We start from the raw sequence: 15,925 nt of genomic DNA on the forward strand, positions 1-15,925 counted from the left end.
GCGCGTGATATCCGATTTCAAGACCGGTAGATAGCTTCTTGCTGTCTACCGGTTTTCGTTTTTCAGGCAGCCTTCAAATTCCTCATGGGCGAATGACGCGCCGATCACTGACGATGGCATCCAGCGGGACGTCCCAAGGCGCCAACGGCAGGCTATCGACACGCTGACAGTCGTGGCTGACACCGATCAACCGTGGACGAGGATAGCGATGGCGAACAAACGCAAAGGTCCTGTCGTAAAAACCGCCCCCCATGCCCATCCGATTGCCGTCTTCATCAAAACCCACTAACGGCAGCAATACCAAATCCAGCGCCCAGGCGGGTAAACGCCGTGCATGATGCGCACCGTGGCGAGTATCCGGCTCGCGAATACCGAAGCGGTTGCTTACCATGGGCGTATTTGAATGATAATGCACGAACCATAGACGATTGTCGGAAAGTGGACGCAGTACTGGTAGATAGGTTTTGGCCCCGCGGTGCTGAAACCAATCCAACAGCGGGGTGGCATCTATCTCGGCATCATTGGGCAGATAAAGCGCGATACGACGAGCACGCTGAACTTCCGGCAGGCGGCGCAGCTGATTACATAGCGCCAGGGAGGCCAAGCGCTGCTCACGTTTTGACAATGAACGCCGTCGGTGACGTAGCTCACGACGTAACGCCTTGCGCTGATGCTGTAAGGCCGTTGAATCAGACAAGGCGGATATTACCAATCAAATGGTGCAAATAGAGAGTTCCCCAGAATGCCGCTGCCGTTCTGGCCCTTGAACCCACTGGTTCAAGGTGGGTGGCCGCAGACAGACCGTCAGGCTTTCCGTCGCACGGACATGCACACGGGTCTGTCTAGCAATTGGCCCCCTGGGTACTGCGCATAGGCTCGAGGGACTATAACGACTGGCGTACATCCCAGGGAACGACTCAATCTTAACAGAGCCGACGGCAGGCCCAAAGGGCTGTTTGGATTATTGGACTTCTAACGTCCTTGTTCGACATTACTGAGGGCTTGTCCCAAACGTGCATTCAATCGACTCAGGCTAGCTTCATCTTCGCGTCGCTCTTCCATTGAACGCAGCAATTCATGGGTAATGTTCAGTGCCGCCATGATGGCGATCTTCTCTGCTCCCAGCACTTTGCCTCGGGAGTGAATACCGTGCATGGCACGATCGAGATAGCGTGCCGCCCGGTTGAGTTCATCCTCCTGGTCCGGCGGGCAGGCGATGATGTAAGAGCGTCCCAGCAGCGTAATCTCGGTCGTTGGCCGTGTGGCATCCGTCATGTCGGGCTCCGAGGTGTGGGCCAAGATCGACCCGGTAGGATAATATGAAAGCAATTTCGAGCCACTATAGAGAGGCGGCATAAGGCGGTCAACGCAACTCAGATCACGCTCGTCGATCCGTTCTCTTTCATCAATATTCATGGAGCCTACATGTCCATCATCAACGACCAGCAGGACTTCTCAAGCGTTGCCAACGTGTTTCTCGCCCACGGCAGTCTGCAGTCACCGGCTTTTCTCGATGGACGTCTGGGCGCTGAGCTATCGCTTCATGATTTGACAGCGGAGCAGTGGCTGGAAGAAATCAGTGCCGCTCTGGGCGTCGAGCAGCCCCGAGACCGCGACGATGCCCAGGTATTATTGGACTGGCGCCGTCAAACCTTGCAGGCGCTTTCCGCGCCGGAACTCAATTACGAACCGCTGCTTCCCGATGATCTTTTTTCCCTGGCCGAACGTGCCCGGGGTCTCAAGGAATGGACGCTTGGTTTTCTCGAGGTAGTTAGTGAAGTCGGCAGCGAGACGCGAGATGCCTGGTCATCCAATCTGCGTGAAGCTCTCGAAGACCTAGAAGAATTGACGAGCATCGATGAGCTGGCACTTGATGAGGGTGCTGACAATGAGAACGACCTTTTCGCCTTGTCCGAACATGCGCGCATGGCTGCCATGCTGCTTTACACCGAACAACATCCCGGACGACCCCAAGTGGAACAACACGAAGTGCAGTAGAACGATGACAACGATGAGTCGCATGTATCGTGAGTCTCTGCGCAATTCTTGAGACAAGGCGCTATAAATGAAGCCATCAATGGCCAGATCTAATAGCAATTTAGCTAATATAAAAGCCAATACGTAAATTACGTAATAAAATTCAAAGTTTACACGGAGCTCGTCATGGCCCATGGAAATAAAGTGGATATTGCTATTATCGGCGGCGGACTGGTCGGCGCCAGTCTGGGATGCGCACTTGCTCCGTTAATACAGCGGCAAGGGCTGCGGGTCGCGGTAATCGAGGCAGCAGCCTTGCCCAAGGCCGATCCCGAAAGCTACCAGCCCAGCTTCGATGCGCGAGCCAGCGCCATCGCTCAAGGCTCACGCTGGCATTTTCAAACCCTGGGTGTGTGGCCGGATATGGCTCGCCAGGCCCAGCCCATTTCACTCATCCATATCAGTGAGCAGGGCCGTTTGGGGGCCACTCGACTCACTGCCGAAGAACTTGGGGTCGAAGCATTGGGCTATGTATTGCCCAATGCCTGGATGGGACAGGTGCTGCATGCACGATTGGCCGAGCTCGAACTCGATTGGCACTGCCCGGCCAGGGTTGAACACATTGCGCCTCAAGCCAATGGCCATCGGCTGGTACTCTCGGATGGTCATGAAATCACGGCGGCATTGACCTTGCTGGCGGATGGCGGCCGCTCCGGGCTCAAGGAGCAGCTAGGGATTGCCAGTCAAGAAGTTCCTTATGAACAATCGGCGGTCATTGCCAATCTTGAAGTCAGTAAGCCGCATCGCGGGGTTGCCTTCGAGCGCTTCACCAAGAATGGCCCCTTGGCGCTGTTGCCACTCGGCGGAGATCGCATGGAGCTGGTCTGGACCCATGCAAGCGGCATGGAGGAGGAGACTCTGGCACTCGGTGATGCGGAGTTCTTGACCCGTCTGCAGCAGGTCTTCGGCGAACGAGCCGGACGTTTTCGTCGTGTAGGGCGTCGTCACGCCTATCCGCTTTCATTGGTTACGGCAGAAGAGGTAGTGCGTCCAGGGCTTGCAGTATTGGGGAACGCGGCCCATGCCCTCCATCCGGTAGCAGGACAGGGCTTCAATCTGGCCTTGAGAGGCGTCATGGATCTTGTAAGCACTCTAGAGAAAGGGTTTTCAGAAGGGCGTGGTCCCGGAGATATGGCCATCATGCAAGACTTTGAGGCACGTCGCGCGAAGGATCGACGTAACGTGATTCGTTTCAGCGATGGACTGATTCGCCTGTTCGGCATTACCCATCCGATGCTTTCCCACGCACGGGCAGGCGGGCTGGTTGGACTCAATCTGACGGGACCGTTACGCCGTACCTTGGCACGGCGGGCCATGGGACTGGAACGTTGAAACCGACCCTCGGATCGAGACACCGATCCGAGGGTCAGCGAATTTACCCTGCAGGTTTGTCGGATGCGGGGTTGTCAGTGGTTACGGTGCCATCTTTCTCAATGATCGGCACTTCCACCCCTTCTGCGTCGAACAATCTGCCGTCCACGAAGTGATCTCCTTCGTTCAACGCCTCGACTTCACTGCGGTACAGGATACGATCCGTGCCGGCAACGAACACCGAGGACTGATCTGTATTGCCGAAAGACATATGGTTGAACAGCAGATTGAGCAGGATCGCCATGATGGCCGCGGAACTGATACCGGAATGGAAAATGGTCTCGAACCAGGTCGGGAAATGCTCGTAGAAGCTCGGTGCTGCAATCGGGATCATGCCGAAACCGAGAGACGTGGCCACGATGATCAGGTTCATGTTGTTGCGATACTCGACCCTGGCCAGGATACGGATGCCGCTGGCAGCCACGGTACCAAAAAGCACGAGTCCGGCACCGCTAGAACCGCCGTGGGTACGGCAGCAATGACTCGACCCATGATCGGCAATAAACCAAGTGTCACTAGAATGACGCCGCCGGCGGCTACCACGTAGCGGCTCTTGACACCGGTCACGGCCACGAGCCCTACGTTCTGGGCGAAGGCGCTTTGAGTGAAGGAGCCGAAAATAGGAGCCAGGACGCTAGAGCCCATGTCGGCTCTCAGACCGTCGGCAATCCGCTTGGAATCTACCTTGGTATCGACGATTTCACCTACCGCGATGATATCCGCAGTGGTTTCCGTGAGGATGACCACCACCACGATCAGCATCGAGATGATGGCGGGGATCTCGAACGTCGGCACTCCAAAGTGAAACGGCATGGGCAGCGCGAAGATTGGACCTTCGCCAATGGCGGAGAAATCCGCCATGCCGACGAAGCTTGCGAAGAGCGTGCCAAGCACCAGGGCCAGCAGGATCGATAGCCGAGAAATGGCAGCAACCCCTACCTTGCTGAGCACCAGTACCAGCAGCAGGGTAAATGCCGCCAGACCGATGTTTGCCATGCTGCCGAAATCCGCTGCCTGGCTGTTGCCGCCCATGGCCCAGCGGGCAGCCACCGGCATGAGCGTCAAGCCGATGGTCGTGATGATGGTGCCGGTCACCACCGCCGGCAGAAACTTGATCACCTTGGAGAAAACCGGCGCAATGAGAAAGCCGATGGCCGCCGAGGCCATGACCGCGCCGAATACCGCCGGCAGGCCGCCGCCGGCAACGACAATAGCGATCATGGTCGAGACACTGGCGAAGGAGACACCTTGCACCAGCGGTAGCTGACAACCGAAGAACGGCAGTCCCAGTGTCTGCAAGAGTGTGGCGACACCGCCCATGAACAAGGCGGCCGCGATCAGCACGCCGGTATCCGAGGGGGACAGTCCCGCTGCCTGGCCGATGATGAGAGGGACGGCAACGATACCGCCATACATGGTGAGTACGTGCTGCAACCCATAGGCAATGTTGGCGCCCAACCCCAGATTTTCGTCTTCAGGGCGCTTTGGTGAAGTATTTTGTGCCTTATCCTTGGTCATTGTGCTCATATCAATTGCCTCGCAATTGTTTTTGTCTGCTCGCTATACATGTTGAGTACGATTTGGCTTCATCATGTATACAATCAAGCATCGAATGGAAGTAATTTCCATAAAATATTTGTGAGTTAATGTCATCGAATCCATGATGCCGATACCAGGCTGCGTCACGTTACCCGGCTATGGGGGCATGGTATGTTGTCCTTTAGGCGGAAAGAGGTTTATTCACAAGGCACGGCAACGCAGAAAAGGAGTGACGCAATGCAGGAAGGGCAGGAGCGAACAGAAGTCGTGATCGTGGGTGGTGGCCTCGTGGGTGCCTCCCTGGCAGCGCTACTTGGCGACGCCGGCCTTGCCGTCAGCGTACTCGATGCGCGCCCCAAGGCGCTCGACGTAGAGCGTGTAGGCAAAGGCCAACCTGCGCCACGAGTCAGTGCCGTGACACCGGTCAGCCAGCGGTTACTGGAGCGACTCAAGGTGTGGCCAGCGCTGCAACGAGTGACGCCCTATACAGGCATGCAGGTCTGGGAGGCGGAGGGCAGCGGCAGCATCTCCTTCGATGCGGATCAGGCCGGTACGCCGATGCTTGGGCATATCGTCGAAAACGAAGTGATGCTGGCGGCCCTTGAGGCACGTCTGGCAGAGCTACCCAGCGTTACCCAGATATTTGAAGCGCGCATCGATGCGCTACAGACAACGGGCACTGGACGCCGCTTGATACTGGCCGATGGACGCCGTTTCATGGCGCCCCTGGTCGTTGCCGCGGATGGCGCGCGTTCTCAACTGCGAGAATTGGCGGGTATTGAGGTGCGCGCTCATGAGACCGGCCAGACGGCGCTTGTCACCACGGTGCGTACCGAACACGCTCACGGCGCTGTCGCTCGACAGATTTTCCTACCTACCGGACCCTTGGCGTTTTTGCCAGTCACCATCGACGGTGACGCGCACTATTGCTCCATTGTTTGGTCGACGACCCCGCAAGAAGCCGAACGTCTGAGCAATCTATCTCGTGACGAATTGAGCGATGCCCTGGCAAGCGCTTTCGAGCATCGTCTGGGAAAGGCCGAGGTCATCGATGATGCAATCACCATGCCACTGGTTCAACGCCATGCCAGTCACTACGTGGAAGAAGGGCTTGCTCTGATAGGCGACGCTGCCCACAGTATTCACCCTTTGGCGGGTCAAGGGGTCAACTTGGGTTTTATGGATGCCGCAGTGCTCGCGGAAGAGGTGATCGAGGCACGCAGACGTGGGGCCGAGCTGAGTGATTTACGCATTCTTTCCCGCTACGCACGTCGACGCCGGGGCGACAACACGACCATGTTGGCGCTGATGGACGGCTTTCGCATGCTGTTCGGCGCCGACCACCCGGCCCTGCGCCTGGCACGCAATGTTGGACTATCCAGCGTCGATCGTCTGCTGCCGCTCAAACGCGTGATAATGCGCCAGGCCATCGGCGAGCGGGGGCGCCTGCCGACGAGCTGTCGCTAATTGTAGAGACGAGAATGGGTCACTGCGGCGTCTGAGACGGCCGTCGCTCGAGCACATTGAGCGCCTTGAGCAGGTTCAAGGCTTCACCCAGCTGGTAATCCTTTACCGGCTCGCCGCTGGCTGTTCGCGGCGCCTGGCTACCATTGGGGTTGGCCAGCGCCCGCTGAGGTCCGATTCGCGAATGCCGAAGTCGTTGCCTTCGGCAACTTCCAGACGACCCCGTACCACCTCCACGTCCGGGGCGATGCCCTGGGCCTGGATCGAGCGGCCATCCGGGGTGAAGTAAAGTGCGGTGGTTAGCTTCACGCCATCGCCGTTACCCAGAGGCATGACTTGCTGTACCGAGCCCTTGCCGAAGCTGGTAGTTCCCATGATCACGGCACGGCGCTGATCCTGCAGGGCGCCGGCCACGATTTCCGCCGCCGAGGCGCTGCCGCCGTTGATGAGAACCACCATGGGCACGTCTGGGGCAGCGGTAGTAGGTGTGGCACTGAAGCGCATGTCGCTGTCCGGAAGTCGCCCCTCGGTGTACACCACCAGGCCACTATCGAGAAAGGCGTCCGCCACTTCGATGGCGCTATCGAGCACGCCGCCCGGGTTGTTGCGCATATCCAGGATCAGACCCTCCAAGGGCGCATTCTTGGATAGGTTCTGCAGGGCGTCTCGCACCTGCTGGCCGGTACCGTTCTGGAACTGGCTGATACGCAGATAGCCGTAGCCAGGCTCGAGCATTTCGCTCTTCACGCTTTCGTTTCGAATGATCTCTCGGGTCAAGGTGACGGTACGCGGTGAGTTCTCGCCTTCGCGCAGAATGGTGATGTCGATCTCGGAGCCTGGATCGCCACGCATCAGCGTCACTGCTTCTTCAAGGGAGAGTCGATCGGTGATCTCGCCATCGATACGCAGGATAGCGTCTCGCGGTTGAAGACCCGCCTGGGCTGCCGGCGTGTCGTCGATGGGGGCAATGACCGTAAGCTGCCCGTCCTGCAGGCCGACTTCGATGCCAATACCACCAAATTCGCCCTCGGTGGATTCGCGTAGCGCCTTGAAATCCTTGCTGGATAGATAGGTCGAGTGGGGATCGAGCTCACCCAGCATGCCGCGCATGGCATTGCGCAGCAGGGTCGAGTCGTCCACCTCATCGACGTAGGCGCGCTTGATACGCTCGAATACCTCGGCGAAGGTCTGGATGTCCGCCACGGGCAGGTCATCATCGGTCTGCTGTTCAGAAGTGCCGAAGACCGCCGGCGACAGGCCGATCAACAAGAAGGGAAGTAGCCGGATCAAGCGAGGCAGACGCATATTCTTTCTCATATCGCAGCGAACAAAGGGGTCAGCATAGCGTCACCGTAAAGGCGGCGCTACATCTCGTCGAATGCAAGTCATCAGCGTTGCCCGATCCATTGGCGCGGATTGATTGGCTTGCCGCCACGTCGCACTTCGAAATAGAGCGCCGTGCGCGAGCGACCGCCGGTATTGCCCACGGCCGCGATGGTGTCGTTGCGTCCGACCTGCTCGCCCAAGGTGACATCGAAACGCTGGACGTGAGCATAGAGCGACATGATGTCGTCGCCATGATCGAGAATCAGCAGATTACCGAAACCGCGCATCCAGTCGGCGAATACCACCCGGCCTGGGTGGATGGCTTTAATGACAGTGCCTTCCGCGGCGGCAATGACTAGACCGTTACGATTGACCCCTTCGCCGTCGCCGAAAGCGGAAAGTATTTTCCCCTGTACCGGCCAGGGCAGCGTGCCCTTGGTGTCAGCGATAGCAGTGGAAGGCGGCGGTTCGTCGAGACGCTTGAGCTCTTCACGCACCTGCTCGAGCATGCGTTCGGCCTGGGTTCGATCCTCGTCGAGCTTGGATAGACGTGCCTTTTCGTCGCTATAGCGGGCGTCGAGCTCGGCAAGTAGCGCTTCCCGTTCCCGGGTACGTTTGACCAGCGCCGCGCTTTGGGTTTCAAGCTCTCCCATTAGGTCATTCAGGCGTTCTTGTCGCTGGCTCAATGAGGTGCGATTCTCAGCCAACTGCGTATCCAGGCGGGCGAGGGCATCGATACGTTCGTTGCGCGCCTGGGAAAGACGATTGAGATAGGTCTGCAGTCGATCGAGACGTGCCGGCTCATCCTGATTGAGCAGTAGCTTGAGCTGGGGCGAATGGCCCAGCCGATAGAGTGCCTGAATCTGCGTCGCCAGAGCCTGGCGCTGTTCCTCCCGTTCGCGCTGCAGTACTCGGCGGCGCTGCTCGAGCGTCTGTATCGCTTCATCGAGGCTGCGTCGTTCGGCCTGCAGCTTGTCAAGGCGCTCGTGAGTGTCGGCAAGCGCCGTCTCGACCTCTTCAAGCTCTTGGCTGGCATCGCTGCGGGCCTCCCGGGTGCTCTCCAGGCGCTTGGTCAGTGCCTGGATATCACGGCTGATGGCATCCACCTGCGCTTCGGCCTGGCGCTCACTGGTCTGCGCCAGGGCCAGTGAATGGCCCTGGGCAAGCAGCAGCAGGCAAGCGAGTGCGAGCGTAGAACGACGACTACCTGGCATCACCGAACTTAGGAATAGTCGACCAGCACGTCGCCGGTCATCTCGTCTGGGATTGCTTCGTCCATCATGGCCAGCAAGGTCGGGGCGATATCACACAGGCGTCCGCCTTCTTTCAAGGTGGCCTTGCGCTGGGTAACGTAGATCAGCGGCACCTCGAAGGTGGTGTGGGCAGTCTGGGGGGCTCCTGTGTCAGGGTTGACCATCTGTTCGGCGTTGCCATGATCAGCGGTGATCAGACACTCGCCGCCCGCGCGCTCGATGGCTTCCACTACCCGCTTGACGCACTCATCGAGTACTTCTACCGCCTTGACCGCCGCATCGAAGTCGCCGGTGTGGCCCACCATGTCGCCGTTGGCGTAGTTGCACACGATCAGATCGAAACTGTCCGCGTCGATGGCCGCGACGAGTCGGTCGGTGACTTCCACCGCGCTCATTTCCGGCTTTTCGTCATAGGTCTTGACGTCCTGGGGTGACGGAATCAGCTCCCGGGTCTCGCCGGCATATTCCTCTTCGCGGCCACCTGAGAAGAAGAAAGTGACGTGAGCGTACTTCTCGGTTTCCGCGATACGCAGTTGGGTCAGGCCGCGATTGGCGACTACTTCACCCAGGGTGTTGTGTAGACCGGATGGGGGAAAGGCGCAGTCCGCGGGAATATCCGCGGCGTACTGGGTCAACGTCACCAGGCCACGACCGGCAAGCTTGGGGCGTACCTGGCGATTGAAACCGTCGAAGTCGTCTTCGACGAAGGCGCGGGTCAGTTCTCGAGCGCGATCGGCGCGGAAGTTCATGAAGATGGCGGCATCACCGTCCGCCATCACGATGGCCTGGCCGGATGGACGAATGCTGGTGGCGGTGACGAACTCGTCGGTCTCACCACGTTCATAGGCGGCGGAGAGGCCCGCTTCAGCGTCGTCGGCACTATGCTCGCCGTCGCCTTGGGTAATCACACGATAGGCCTGCTCGACCCGGTCCCAGCGATTGTCACGATCCATGGCGAAGTAACGCCCGACGATCGAGGCGACGAAGCCATTTTCTCGGCCGACCAGCTCGGCGAGCTTGGCATCGGTACGTTCAATAGAGCCTTGAGCGCTTTGAGGCGCAGTATCACGGCCATCGAGAAAGGCGTGCACATAAATTTTCTTGGCGCCACGACGGGCTGCCAGTTCCGCCATGGCTAGAATATGATCTTCATGGCTATGCACGCCGCCCGGGGAAAGCAGGCCCAGCAGATGTACTGCACGACCGGCCTTTATCGCTGCGTCGACTGGGTCCGTTAGGGCGCTGATGCTATCCAGCTCATCGTCCTCGATAGCCTTGGTGATGCGGGTAAAATCCTGATAAACGATACGCCCCGCGCCCAGGTTCATGTGGCCGACCTCGGAGTTGCCCATCTGCCCCTGGGGCAGGCCGACGTATTTGCCATCGGTGTATATCAAGCCGCTGGGATAGCGTTTTTTTAGGCCATCCATCACCGGGGTGTTCGCCGCGAGAATGGCGTTGTGTTCGGGGTTGTCGCTGTGGCCGTAGCCGTCGAGAATGATCAGTGCTATCGGACGTGGGCGGGAAGTATGAGTATCAGACATGCATGGCCTCGCGTTGAATCATCGGGGTTCGCCGCACGCCTCATGGGCTGCGCAACCATTTCGTGACATCTATTTTCTGGCGCTATCATACCGTAGGGGCCTTCAGGCGTCACAGTCACAGCATGACGGACGCAGAGCCAAGGCTTGTGTATACTAGGCGCCGCCCGACAACAGGGGCCGACTTCAACAAGAGTTACCTGGACCCATGATCGATCAGCTGTTCGAATTCATTCAGAATCATCCACTGCTAGTGGGTGCCTTCATAGCAGTACTTGCGGCCTGGCTTGCTTACGAGTTCAAGCGGGGTAATCACGGTGTCGATGCCAGTGAGGCTACCACCTTGATCAACCGTGAGGACGCCGCTGTCATAGACATTCGCGACGCCAACGATTTCAAGACCGGCCATATTGCCGGTGCGCGGAATATCCCTCAGAGCAAACTCGACGATCGGATGAAAGAGCTCGAGAAGTTCAAGGGCAAGCCGATCATCGTCGTCTGCAAACAGGGCCAATCCTCCGGCATCGCTGTGGCCAAGCTGACCAAGGCCGGGTTCGAGCGGGTATCCAAACTCAAGGGCGGGATGGCGCAGTGGCAGGCCGACAATCTGCCGGTGGTCAGAAAGAAATAAATTTCTTTCTGAGCGTTCACACAATTTCGTAGAGGACTACATCATGGCGGAAGAGAACAACCAGGCCGCACAGGGCCAGGATCAGCAGCAGCTGCAGTTTGCGCTACAGCGCATCTACATCAAGGACATCTCGTTCGAATCACCGAATTCGCCCCAGGTGTTCCAGGAAGCCTTCAAACCCAAGGTCAGCGTTGATCTGGGCACTCACAGCACCCAGGTCTCGGAAGATCTCTATGAGGTGGTCGTCAAGGTGACCGCTCAGATCAATCATAGCGAGACAGGCAACACCTGCTTTCTGGCGGAGATCGAACAGGGTGGTTTGTTCCGCATCACCGGGCTTAAAGGCGATCAGCTGGATCATACCCTGGGCGCCTTCTGCCCCAACGTGCTGTTCCCCTATGCCCGGGAGTGCATCGACAATCTGGTCAGCCGGGGCAGCTTCCCTCCATTGATGCTGGCGCCGGTGAATTTCGAAGCCATGTATGCCCAGAAGAAACAGCGCCAGACCGAAGGTAGCGATAGCACCCAGTAACGGCAATGGGCGATCCGCGAATCCATGTCGATGCGCTCCTCGAACCGGGCAGTGACGTACTTCTACCCGAAGGCGCGGCGCGGCATGTGGTAACGGTGCTGCGTCAGCGGGAAGGCGCTACGCTTGCGTTGTTCGACGGCCGTGGCCATGAGGCTACGGCCGTGCTCGTTGAGGTGAGTCGCAAGCGCGTCCTGGCACGGGTCGATAGCGTCTCGCCAGGTCGCAACGAGTCGCCACTTGCGGTGCATCTTGGCCAGGCGGTGTCCAAGGGCGATCGCATGGATTACGCCATCCAGAAGGCCGTCGAGCTGGGTGTTGCCGAGATTACCCCGCTGCACACCAAGCATGGCGATGTGCGCTTGAAGGGCGAGCGCGAGGCGAAGAAGCACGCTCGTTGGCAGGGCGTGGCAATCAGCGCCTGTGAGCAGTGCGGGCGCGCCACCGTGCCCAAGATACATCCTCCTCGCCCCTTGGAAGATTGGCTGGCGGAGCGAGACGAGGTCCTGCGGCTGGTACTGCATCCGGCCGCAGAATCCCCCTGGCGCGAGACCGCCGATGTTCGCAAGGCGGCCTTGTTGATCGGCCCGGAAGGCGGACTTTCCAAAGAAGAAATCATCCGCGCTCAGCATGCCGGCTTCACGGCGCTGACCCTCGGCCCCCGTATCCTGCGCACCGAAACCGCTCCGGTGGTCGCGTTGAGCCTGCTGCAGCACTACTTCGGCGATCTTTAACGTCTTGGTTTCGACCTCGGCGCTAGTTCATACTGGTACGCATCATTCCCCTTCAAAGAGTGAACAATGAGTCAACGCGCCCTCAAGATCGGTGTGGTGATGGATCCCATCGACGCTATCACCTACAAGAAGGATACTTCCCTGGCCATGCTGTGGGCCGCTCAGGACCGCGGCTGGTCACTGCATTACATGGAGCAGCAGGATCTCTTCCTGGGCAACGGCCGAGCCATGGCGCAACTGCGGGATCTCGAGGTATTTCGCGATCCCGAGCACTGGTATCGGCTGGGAGAACCAAAAGCAACGCCGCTGACGGATCTTGATGTGATCCTGATGCGCAAGGACCCGCCGGTGGACGATCATTTCATCAACACGGTCTATCTACTTGGGTTTGCCGAGCGGGAAGGGGTGCTGATCGTCAACCCGACCCAGGCGCTGCTGGAATGCAACGAAAAACTTTTTGCCCAGCAGTTTCCCCAGTGCAGCGTGCCTTGCGTCGTGTCTCGCAGCGATCGTGTCCTGCGCGCTTTTCACGCCGAACACGGCGACGTGATCTTCAAGCCCCTGGATGGCATGGGCGGCAGCGGCATCTTCCAGATCGGTCCGGAGGGGCGCAATCTCGGTGCGGTGATCGAGCAGCTCAGCGAACGCGGCCAGCGCCAGATCATGGCCCAGCGCTACATTCCCGAAATCAAGGACGGCGATACCCGCATTCTCCTGATCGACGGCGAGCCGGTGCCCTACGGCCTGGCGCGAGTGCCCATGGCCGGCGAGACCCGAGGCAATCTGGCGGCCGGCGCTCAAGGCATCAGCCGTGAGCTGACCGAGCGGGACCATTGGCTGGTGGAACAGGTGCGGCCGACCTTGATTGCCAAGGGCTTGATGTTTGTCGGACTCGACGTGATCGGCGACTACATTACCGAGATCAACGTCACCAGTCCGACCTGCGTGCGTGAGATCGACGATCAGCGCGGCACAGACATCGCCGGCCTGCTGATGGACGCTATCCTGCGTCGCTTGGGGTGAGCGGGAGGATTCAAGAACACGGCCATGGCGGTAACCATCGATCATTCGTCCAGAACCTCTGTCGGTCGACGTCACCACACGCTGTTTGCCTGGAGTCTGGCGCTGCTGCTGCATGCCTTGTTCATCGGTGTATTGGGTCATTGGCAGTTAGCGCCGAAGCCTCCGATCCAGGCGCCAACGAGCCTTGATGTGACGCTTGTCACACAGTCCGCCGTCGAGTCCGGTGCGGCCAGGATGGTTACCGAGGCCGCGTCGACAATCCTAGAGACACCGGCCTCGCCCCCCGAGCCTGAGAAAGCGAACGCGCCAGCAGCCCCGGAAGCGCCTGCGCCAACGGATTCCGTTCTCGACCCCGCTTCTAAGCCTTTGCCTGAGAAGCCCCCGCCGCCGGAAGTGGCGCCGACGCCTGAACCCGCTCGAGAACCGGCGCCGCCCTCAAAGCCTGACCCCCAGCCGACAGCACCGAAGCCCCCGCCAACCCAGTCGGAGTCAGCGCCCAGCGGTCGAGCGCTCCTGGCCCAGGCCGGTGAAAGCGTGCGTCAGCAAGGCTTCACTGCATCCTCTTCTTCCTATGATAGTGGCGACACACAGCATCAAAACGCCCGGCGGGCTGCGCAAACCCGCTATATCGATGCCTGGACGCGACGGGTCGAAACCTACGGCAATCGCCATTATCCAGCGCAGGCGCCTGGATGGTCAACTGCGCATTCGCGTGGTAATCGGTCGTGATGGTCAGTTGCGCCAGGCAGAGGTGATACAATCCTCAGGACATTCCGAACTCGACCAGGCCGCAATGAAGGCGGTACAAGGCGCCGCCCCCTATCGCCCCTTCGACCGGGGGATGGGAGAACGCGACAGCTTGACCATCACGCGGACCTGGCGCTTCGGGAAAGGCAATAGCTATGGCGTGCATTGACGCCAGGGAGGCATATGCAAAGCTTTCGCAATCATTTTCTACTGGCGATGCCGCATCTTGAAGACCCCCATTTTGCCGGCAGTCTGAGTTATCTGTGTGATCATGACGACAATGGCACCATAGGGGTCATCGTCAATCATCCCTTGGAGCTGACTCTCGACAACCTGCTCGAACAGCTCGAGCTCGATGCGTCTGAATGTCCGTTTCGTAATATGCCTGTGCACTATGGCGGCCCGACCCACAAGGATCGCGGCTTCATTTTGCATCACGGCAGCAGTCAGCCCTGGGATTCTAGCCTGCAGGTGGCGGAAGACATCGCCCTGACCACCTCCATGGACATGCTCCAGGCCATTGCCGCAGGCAAGGGACCGGAGAAGTTCCTGGTCTGTCTGGGCTGCTGCGGCTGGGAAGCGGGCCAGCTCGAGAAGGAGCTTCTGGACAACACCTGGCTGACCGTCGAGGCCCAGCCCGGGGTGCTTTTCGATCTGCCCCCGGAGCAGCGTTTGAACGCCGCTGCCGGCATTCTCGGGGTCGATCTTATCCTAATGACCAGTCAGGCCGGCCATAGCTAATGGCCGCCGAAGGCAACCGCCAGATACTGGCCTTTGACTTTGGCACTCGGCGCATTGGGGTCGCGGTGGGGCACGAGTTCCTGGCCAGCGCCACGGCTCTTGACCCGCTGCCGGCGCGAGACGGTATTCCGGACTGGAACATTGTTTCGAAACTGATCGAGGAATGGGGGCCGGATCTGTTCGTCGTCGGACTGCCGCTGAACATGGATGGTAGCGAATCCGAAATGAGTATCCGGGCACGCAAGTTCGGCAAGCGGCTTTATGGGCGCTTCGGCAAGCCCTGTGAGATGGTCGACGAGCGGGGCTCCACGCGGGAAGCCAAATCGATCGCTCGAGAAGCAGGGCACCGTGGCAATTACCGCGAAGAGAGTGTCGATGGACTGGCCGCCCAGCTGATTCTCGAAGGCTGGTTCGCACACCGGGAGGGGCTGCCGGGCCGCGAATCCTATCGGTAATATTTTGTACAAGGACTACGCAGATGTCACTTCCCGACATTCCACCGCTGCTCGATGCCATGATCGCCGATCTCGAGACGATCATCGATGAGCATGATCTGGATCGTCAGCGCCTTGCCATGGTGGGCATTCATACCGGCGGTGCCTGGATCGCCGATGCCCTACATCAACGCCTGGCTCTGCCCACGCCGCTGGGTACACTGGATATCGGTTTCTGGCGGGATGACTTCAGCCATCAGGGCTTGCCGGACGCCATTCGCGCAAGTCACCTGCCTTTCGACGTGGATGAGCGGGATCTGGTGCTGGTGGACGACGTGGTGATGTCCGGACGCACCATTCGCGCCGCCCTCAATGAGCTGTTCGACTACGGGCGCCGTGCCGGGTACTGTTGGCCGCGCTGGTTTCTCTGCCCAGACGCGAGCTACCGATACAGCCGGATGTGTGCGGCGCGCGTCTCGATCTGCCCGCCGGCGAGCGGGTCAAGCTTTCCGGCCCGGAACCGCTTTCTCTCTCATTGGTAACGCATACTCGGGA

The 15,925-nt window shown here is 59.3% G+C and carries 18 protein-coding genes, 1 other RNA gene and 1 pseudogene; 12 read left to right on the plus strand and 8 right to left on the minus strand.

Going from position 1 to position 15,925, the window contains the following annotated elements; translation table 11 throughout:
* Positions 1-82 precede the first annotated feature (82 nt).
* From CH74_RS08935 to CH74_RS08940, 3 genes are all read right to left on the minus strand, one after another.
* Positions 83-697 (minus strand): 5-formyltetrahydrofolate cyclo-ligase, encoded by a 615-nt coding sequence (locus tag CH74_RS08935; RefSeq protein ID WP_156181447.1) that lies wholly within the window; start codon positions 695-697, stop codon positions 83-85.
* Positions 698-730: 33 nt separating this feature from the next.
* A non-coding RNA gene (ssrS, locus tag CH74_RS18230) (6S RNA) lies at positions 731-915 on the minus strand.
* A gap of 57 nt (positions 916-972) precedes the next feature.
* On the minus strand, positions 973-1,275 hold the full coding sequence (locus tag CH74_RS08940; protein WP_048307172.1) for a cell division protein ZapA: 303 nt from the start codon (positions 1,273-1,275) through the stop codon (positions 973-975).
* A gap of 150 nt (positions 1,276-1,425) precedes the next feature.
* On the opposite strand from CH74_RS08940, the gene CH74_RS08945 reads away from it, so the two are divergent.
* A complete protein-coding gene (locus tag CH74_RS08945; protein WP_048307119.1) occupies positions 1,426-1,998 on the plus strand; it encodes a UPF0149 family protein in 573 nt (190 codons plus the stop codon).
* A gap of 165 nt (positions 1,999-2,163) precedes the next feature.
* Complete coding sequence (gene ubiH / locus CH74_RS08950) at positions 2,164-3,369, plus strand: 2-octaprenyl-6-methoxyphenyl hydroxylase (RefSeq protein ID WP_048307120.1); 1,206 nt, start codon at positions 2,164-2,166, stop codon at positions 3,367-3,369.
* A 43-nt stretch (positions 3,370-3,412) separates the two neighbouring features.
* On the opposite strand, the gene CH74_RS18970 is transcribed toward ubiH, so the two are convergent.
* Entirely contained in the window at positions 3,413-3,781 is a 369-nt protein-coding gene (locus CH74_RS18970; protein ID WP_253273016.1) for a hypothetical protein, read from the minus strand.
* Positions 3,782-4,935, minus strand: a pseudogene (locus CH74_RS08955) (nucleobase:cation symporter-2 family protein); the annotation flags it as partial.
* 249 nt (positions 4,936-5,184) lie between these two features.
* Between CH74_RS08955 and CH74_RS08960 the strand changes: the two are divergent.
* The gene (locus tag CH74_RS08960) at positions 5,185-6,414 is read left to right on the plus strand and encodes a UbiH/UbiF/VisC/COQ6 family ubiquinone biosynthesis hydroxylase (protein ID WP_048307121.1); all 1,230 of its coding nucleotides are present in this window, start codon (positions 5,185-5,187) and stop codon (positions 6,412-6,414) included.
* Between the two features lie 102 nt (positions 6,415-6,516).
* On the opposite strand, the gene CH74_RS08965 is transcribed toward CH74_RS08960, so the two are convergent.
* The 3 genes from CH74_RS08965 to gpmI form a co-directional block, all read right to left on the minus strand.
* Positions 6,517-7,716, minus strand: a complete 1,200-nt coding sequence (locus CH74_RS08965; protein ID WP_301280851.1) for a S41 family peptidase — start codon at positions 7,714-7,716, stop codon at positions 6,517-6,519.
* 83 nt (positions 7,717-7,799) lie between these two features.
* Positions 7,800-8,951, minus strand: a complete 1,152-nt coding sequence (locus CH74_RS08970) for a murein hydrolase activator EnvC (protein ID WP_048307122.1) — start codon at positions 8,949-8,951, stop codon at positions 7,800-7,802.
* 8 nt (positions 8,952-8,959) lie between these two features.
* On the minus strand, positions 8,960-10,534 hold the full coding sequence (gene gpmI / locus CH74_RS08975; RefSeq protein WP_048307123.1) for a 2,3-bisphosphoglycerate-independent phosphoglycerate mutase: 1,575 nt from the start codon (positions 10,532-10,534) through the stop codon (positions 8,960-8,962).
* A gap of 205 nt (positions 10,535-10,739) precedes the next feature.
* On the opposite strand from gpmI, the gene CH74_RS08980 reads away from it, so the two are divergent.
* The 9 genes from CH74_RS08980 (at position 10,740) to pyrR (ending at position 15,912) form a co-directional block, all read left to right on the plus strand.
* Positions 10,740-11,162: a rhodanese-like domain-containing protein gene (locus CH74_RS08980; protein ID WP_048307124.1), complete on the plus strand. Its 423-nt coding sequence runs from the start codon at positions 10,740-10,742 to the stop codon at positions 11,160-11,162.
* Between the two features lie 43 nt (positions 11,163-11,205).
* A complete protein-coding gene (gene secB, locus CH74_RS08985; protein WP_048307125.1) occupies positions 11,206-11,694 on the plus strand; it encodes a protein-export chaperone SecB in 489 nt (162 codons plus the stop codon).
* A 5-nt stretch (positions 11,695-11,699) separates the two neighbouring features.
* Positions 11,700-12,425 carry a 16S rRNA (uracil(1498)-N(3))-methyltransferase gene (locus tag CH74_RS08990; RefSeq protein WP_048307126.1) on the plus strand — a complete coding sequence of 242 codons (726 nt, stop codon included), beginning with the start codon at positions 11,700-11,702 and terminating at the stop codon, positions 12,423-12,425.
* Between the two features lie 66 nt (positions 12,426-12,491).
* Complete coding sequence (gene gshB, locus CH74_RS08995) at positions 12,492-13,448, plus strand: glutathione synthase (protein WP_048307127.1); 957 nt, start codon at positions 12,492-12,494, stop codon at positions 13,446-13,448.
* Positions 13,449-13,472: 24 nt separating this feature from the next.
* On the plus strand, positions 13,473-14,177 hold the full coding sequence (locus CH74_RS18775; RefSeq protein ID WP_172656319.1) for a hypothetical protein: 705 nt from the start codon (positions 13,473-13,475) through the stop codon (positions 14,175-14,177).
* Positions 14,161-14,364 (plus strand): TonB family protein, encoded by a 204-nt coding sequence (locus tag CH74_RS18780; RefSeq protein ID WP_172656320.1) that lies wholly within the window; start codon positions 14,161-14,163, stop codon positions 14,362-14,364. The genes CH74_RS18775 and CH74_RS18780 overlap by 17 nt, the downstream gene beginning before the upstream one ends.
* 14 nt (positions 14,365-14,378) lie before the next feature.
* Positions 14,379-14,936, plus strand: coding sequence for a YqgE/AlgH family protein (locus tag CH74_RS09005; protein ID WP_048307128.1), 558 nt, complete (start codon positions 14,379-14,381; stop codon positions 14,934-14,936).
* Entirely contained in the window at positions 14,936-15,391 is a 456-nt protein-coding gene (gene ruvX / locus CH74_RS09010; RefSeq protein ID WP_048307129.1) for a Holliday junction resolvase RuvX, read from the plus strand. The genes CH74_RS09005 and ruvX overlap by 1 nt, the downstream gene beginning before the upstream one ends.
* Positions 15,392-15,414: 23 nt before the next feature.
* Entirely contained in the window at positions 15,415-15,912 is a 498-nt protein-coding gene (gene pyrR, locus CH74_RS09015) for a bifunctional pyr operon transcriptional regulator/uracil phosphoribosyltransferase PyrR (protein WP_367379106.1), read from the plus strand.
* The last annotated feature ends 13 nt before the right edge of the window (positions 15,913-15,925 follow it).

Origin of the sequence: Halomonas sp. PR-M31, from assembly GCF_001039575.1 — a bacterium.
Taxonomy (GTDB): domain Bacteria; phylum Pseudomonadota; class Gammaproteobacteria; order Pseudomonadales; family Halomonadaceae; genus Modicisalibacter.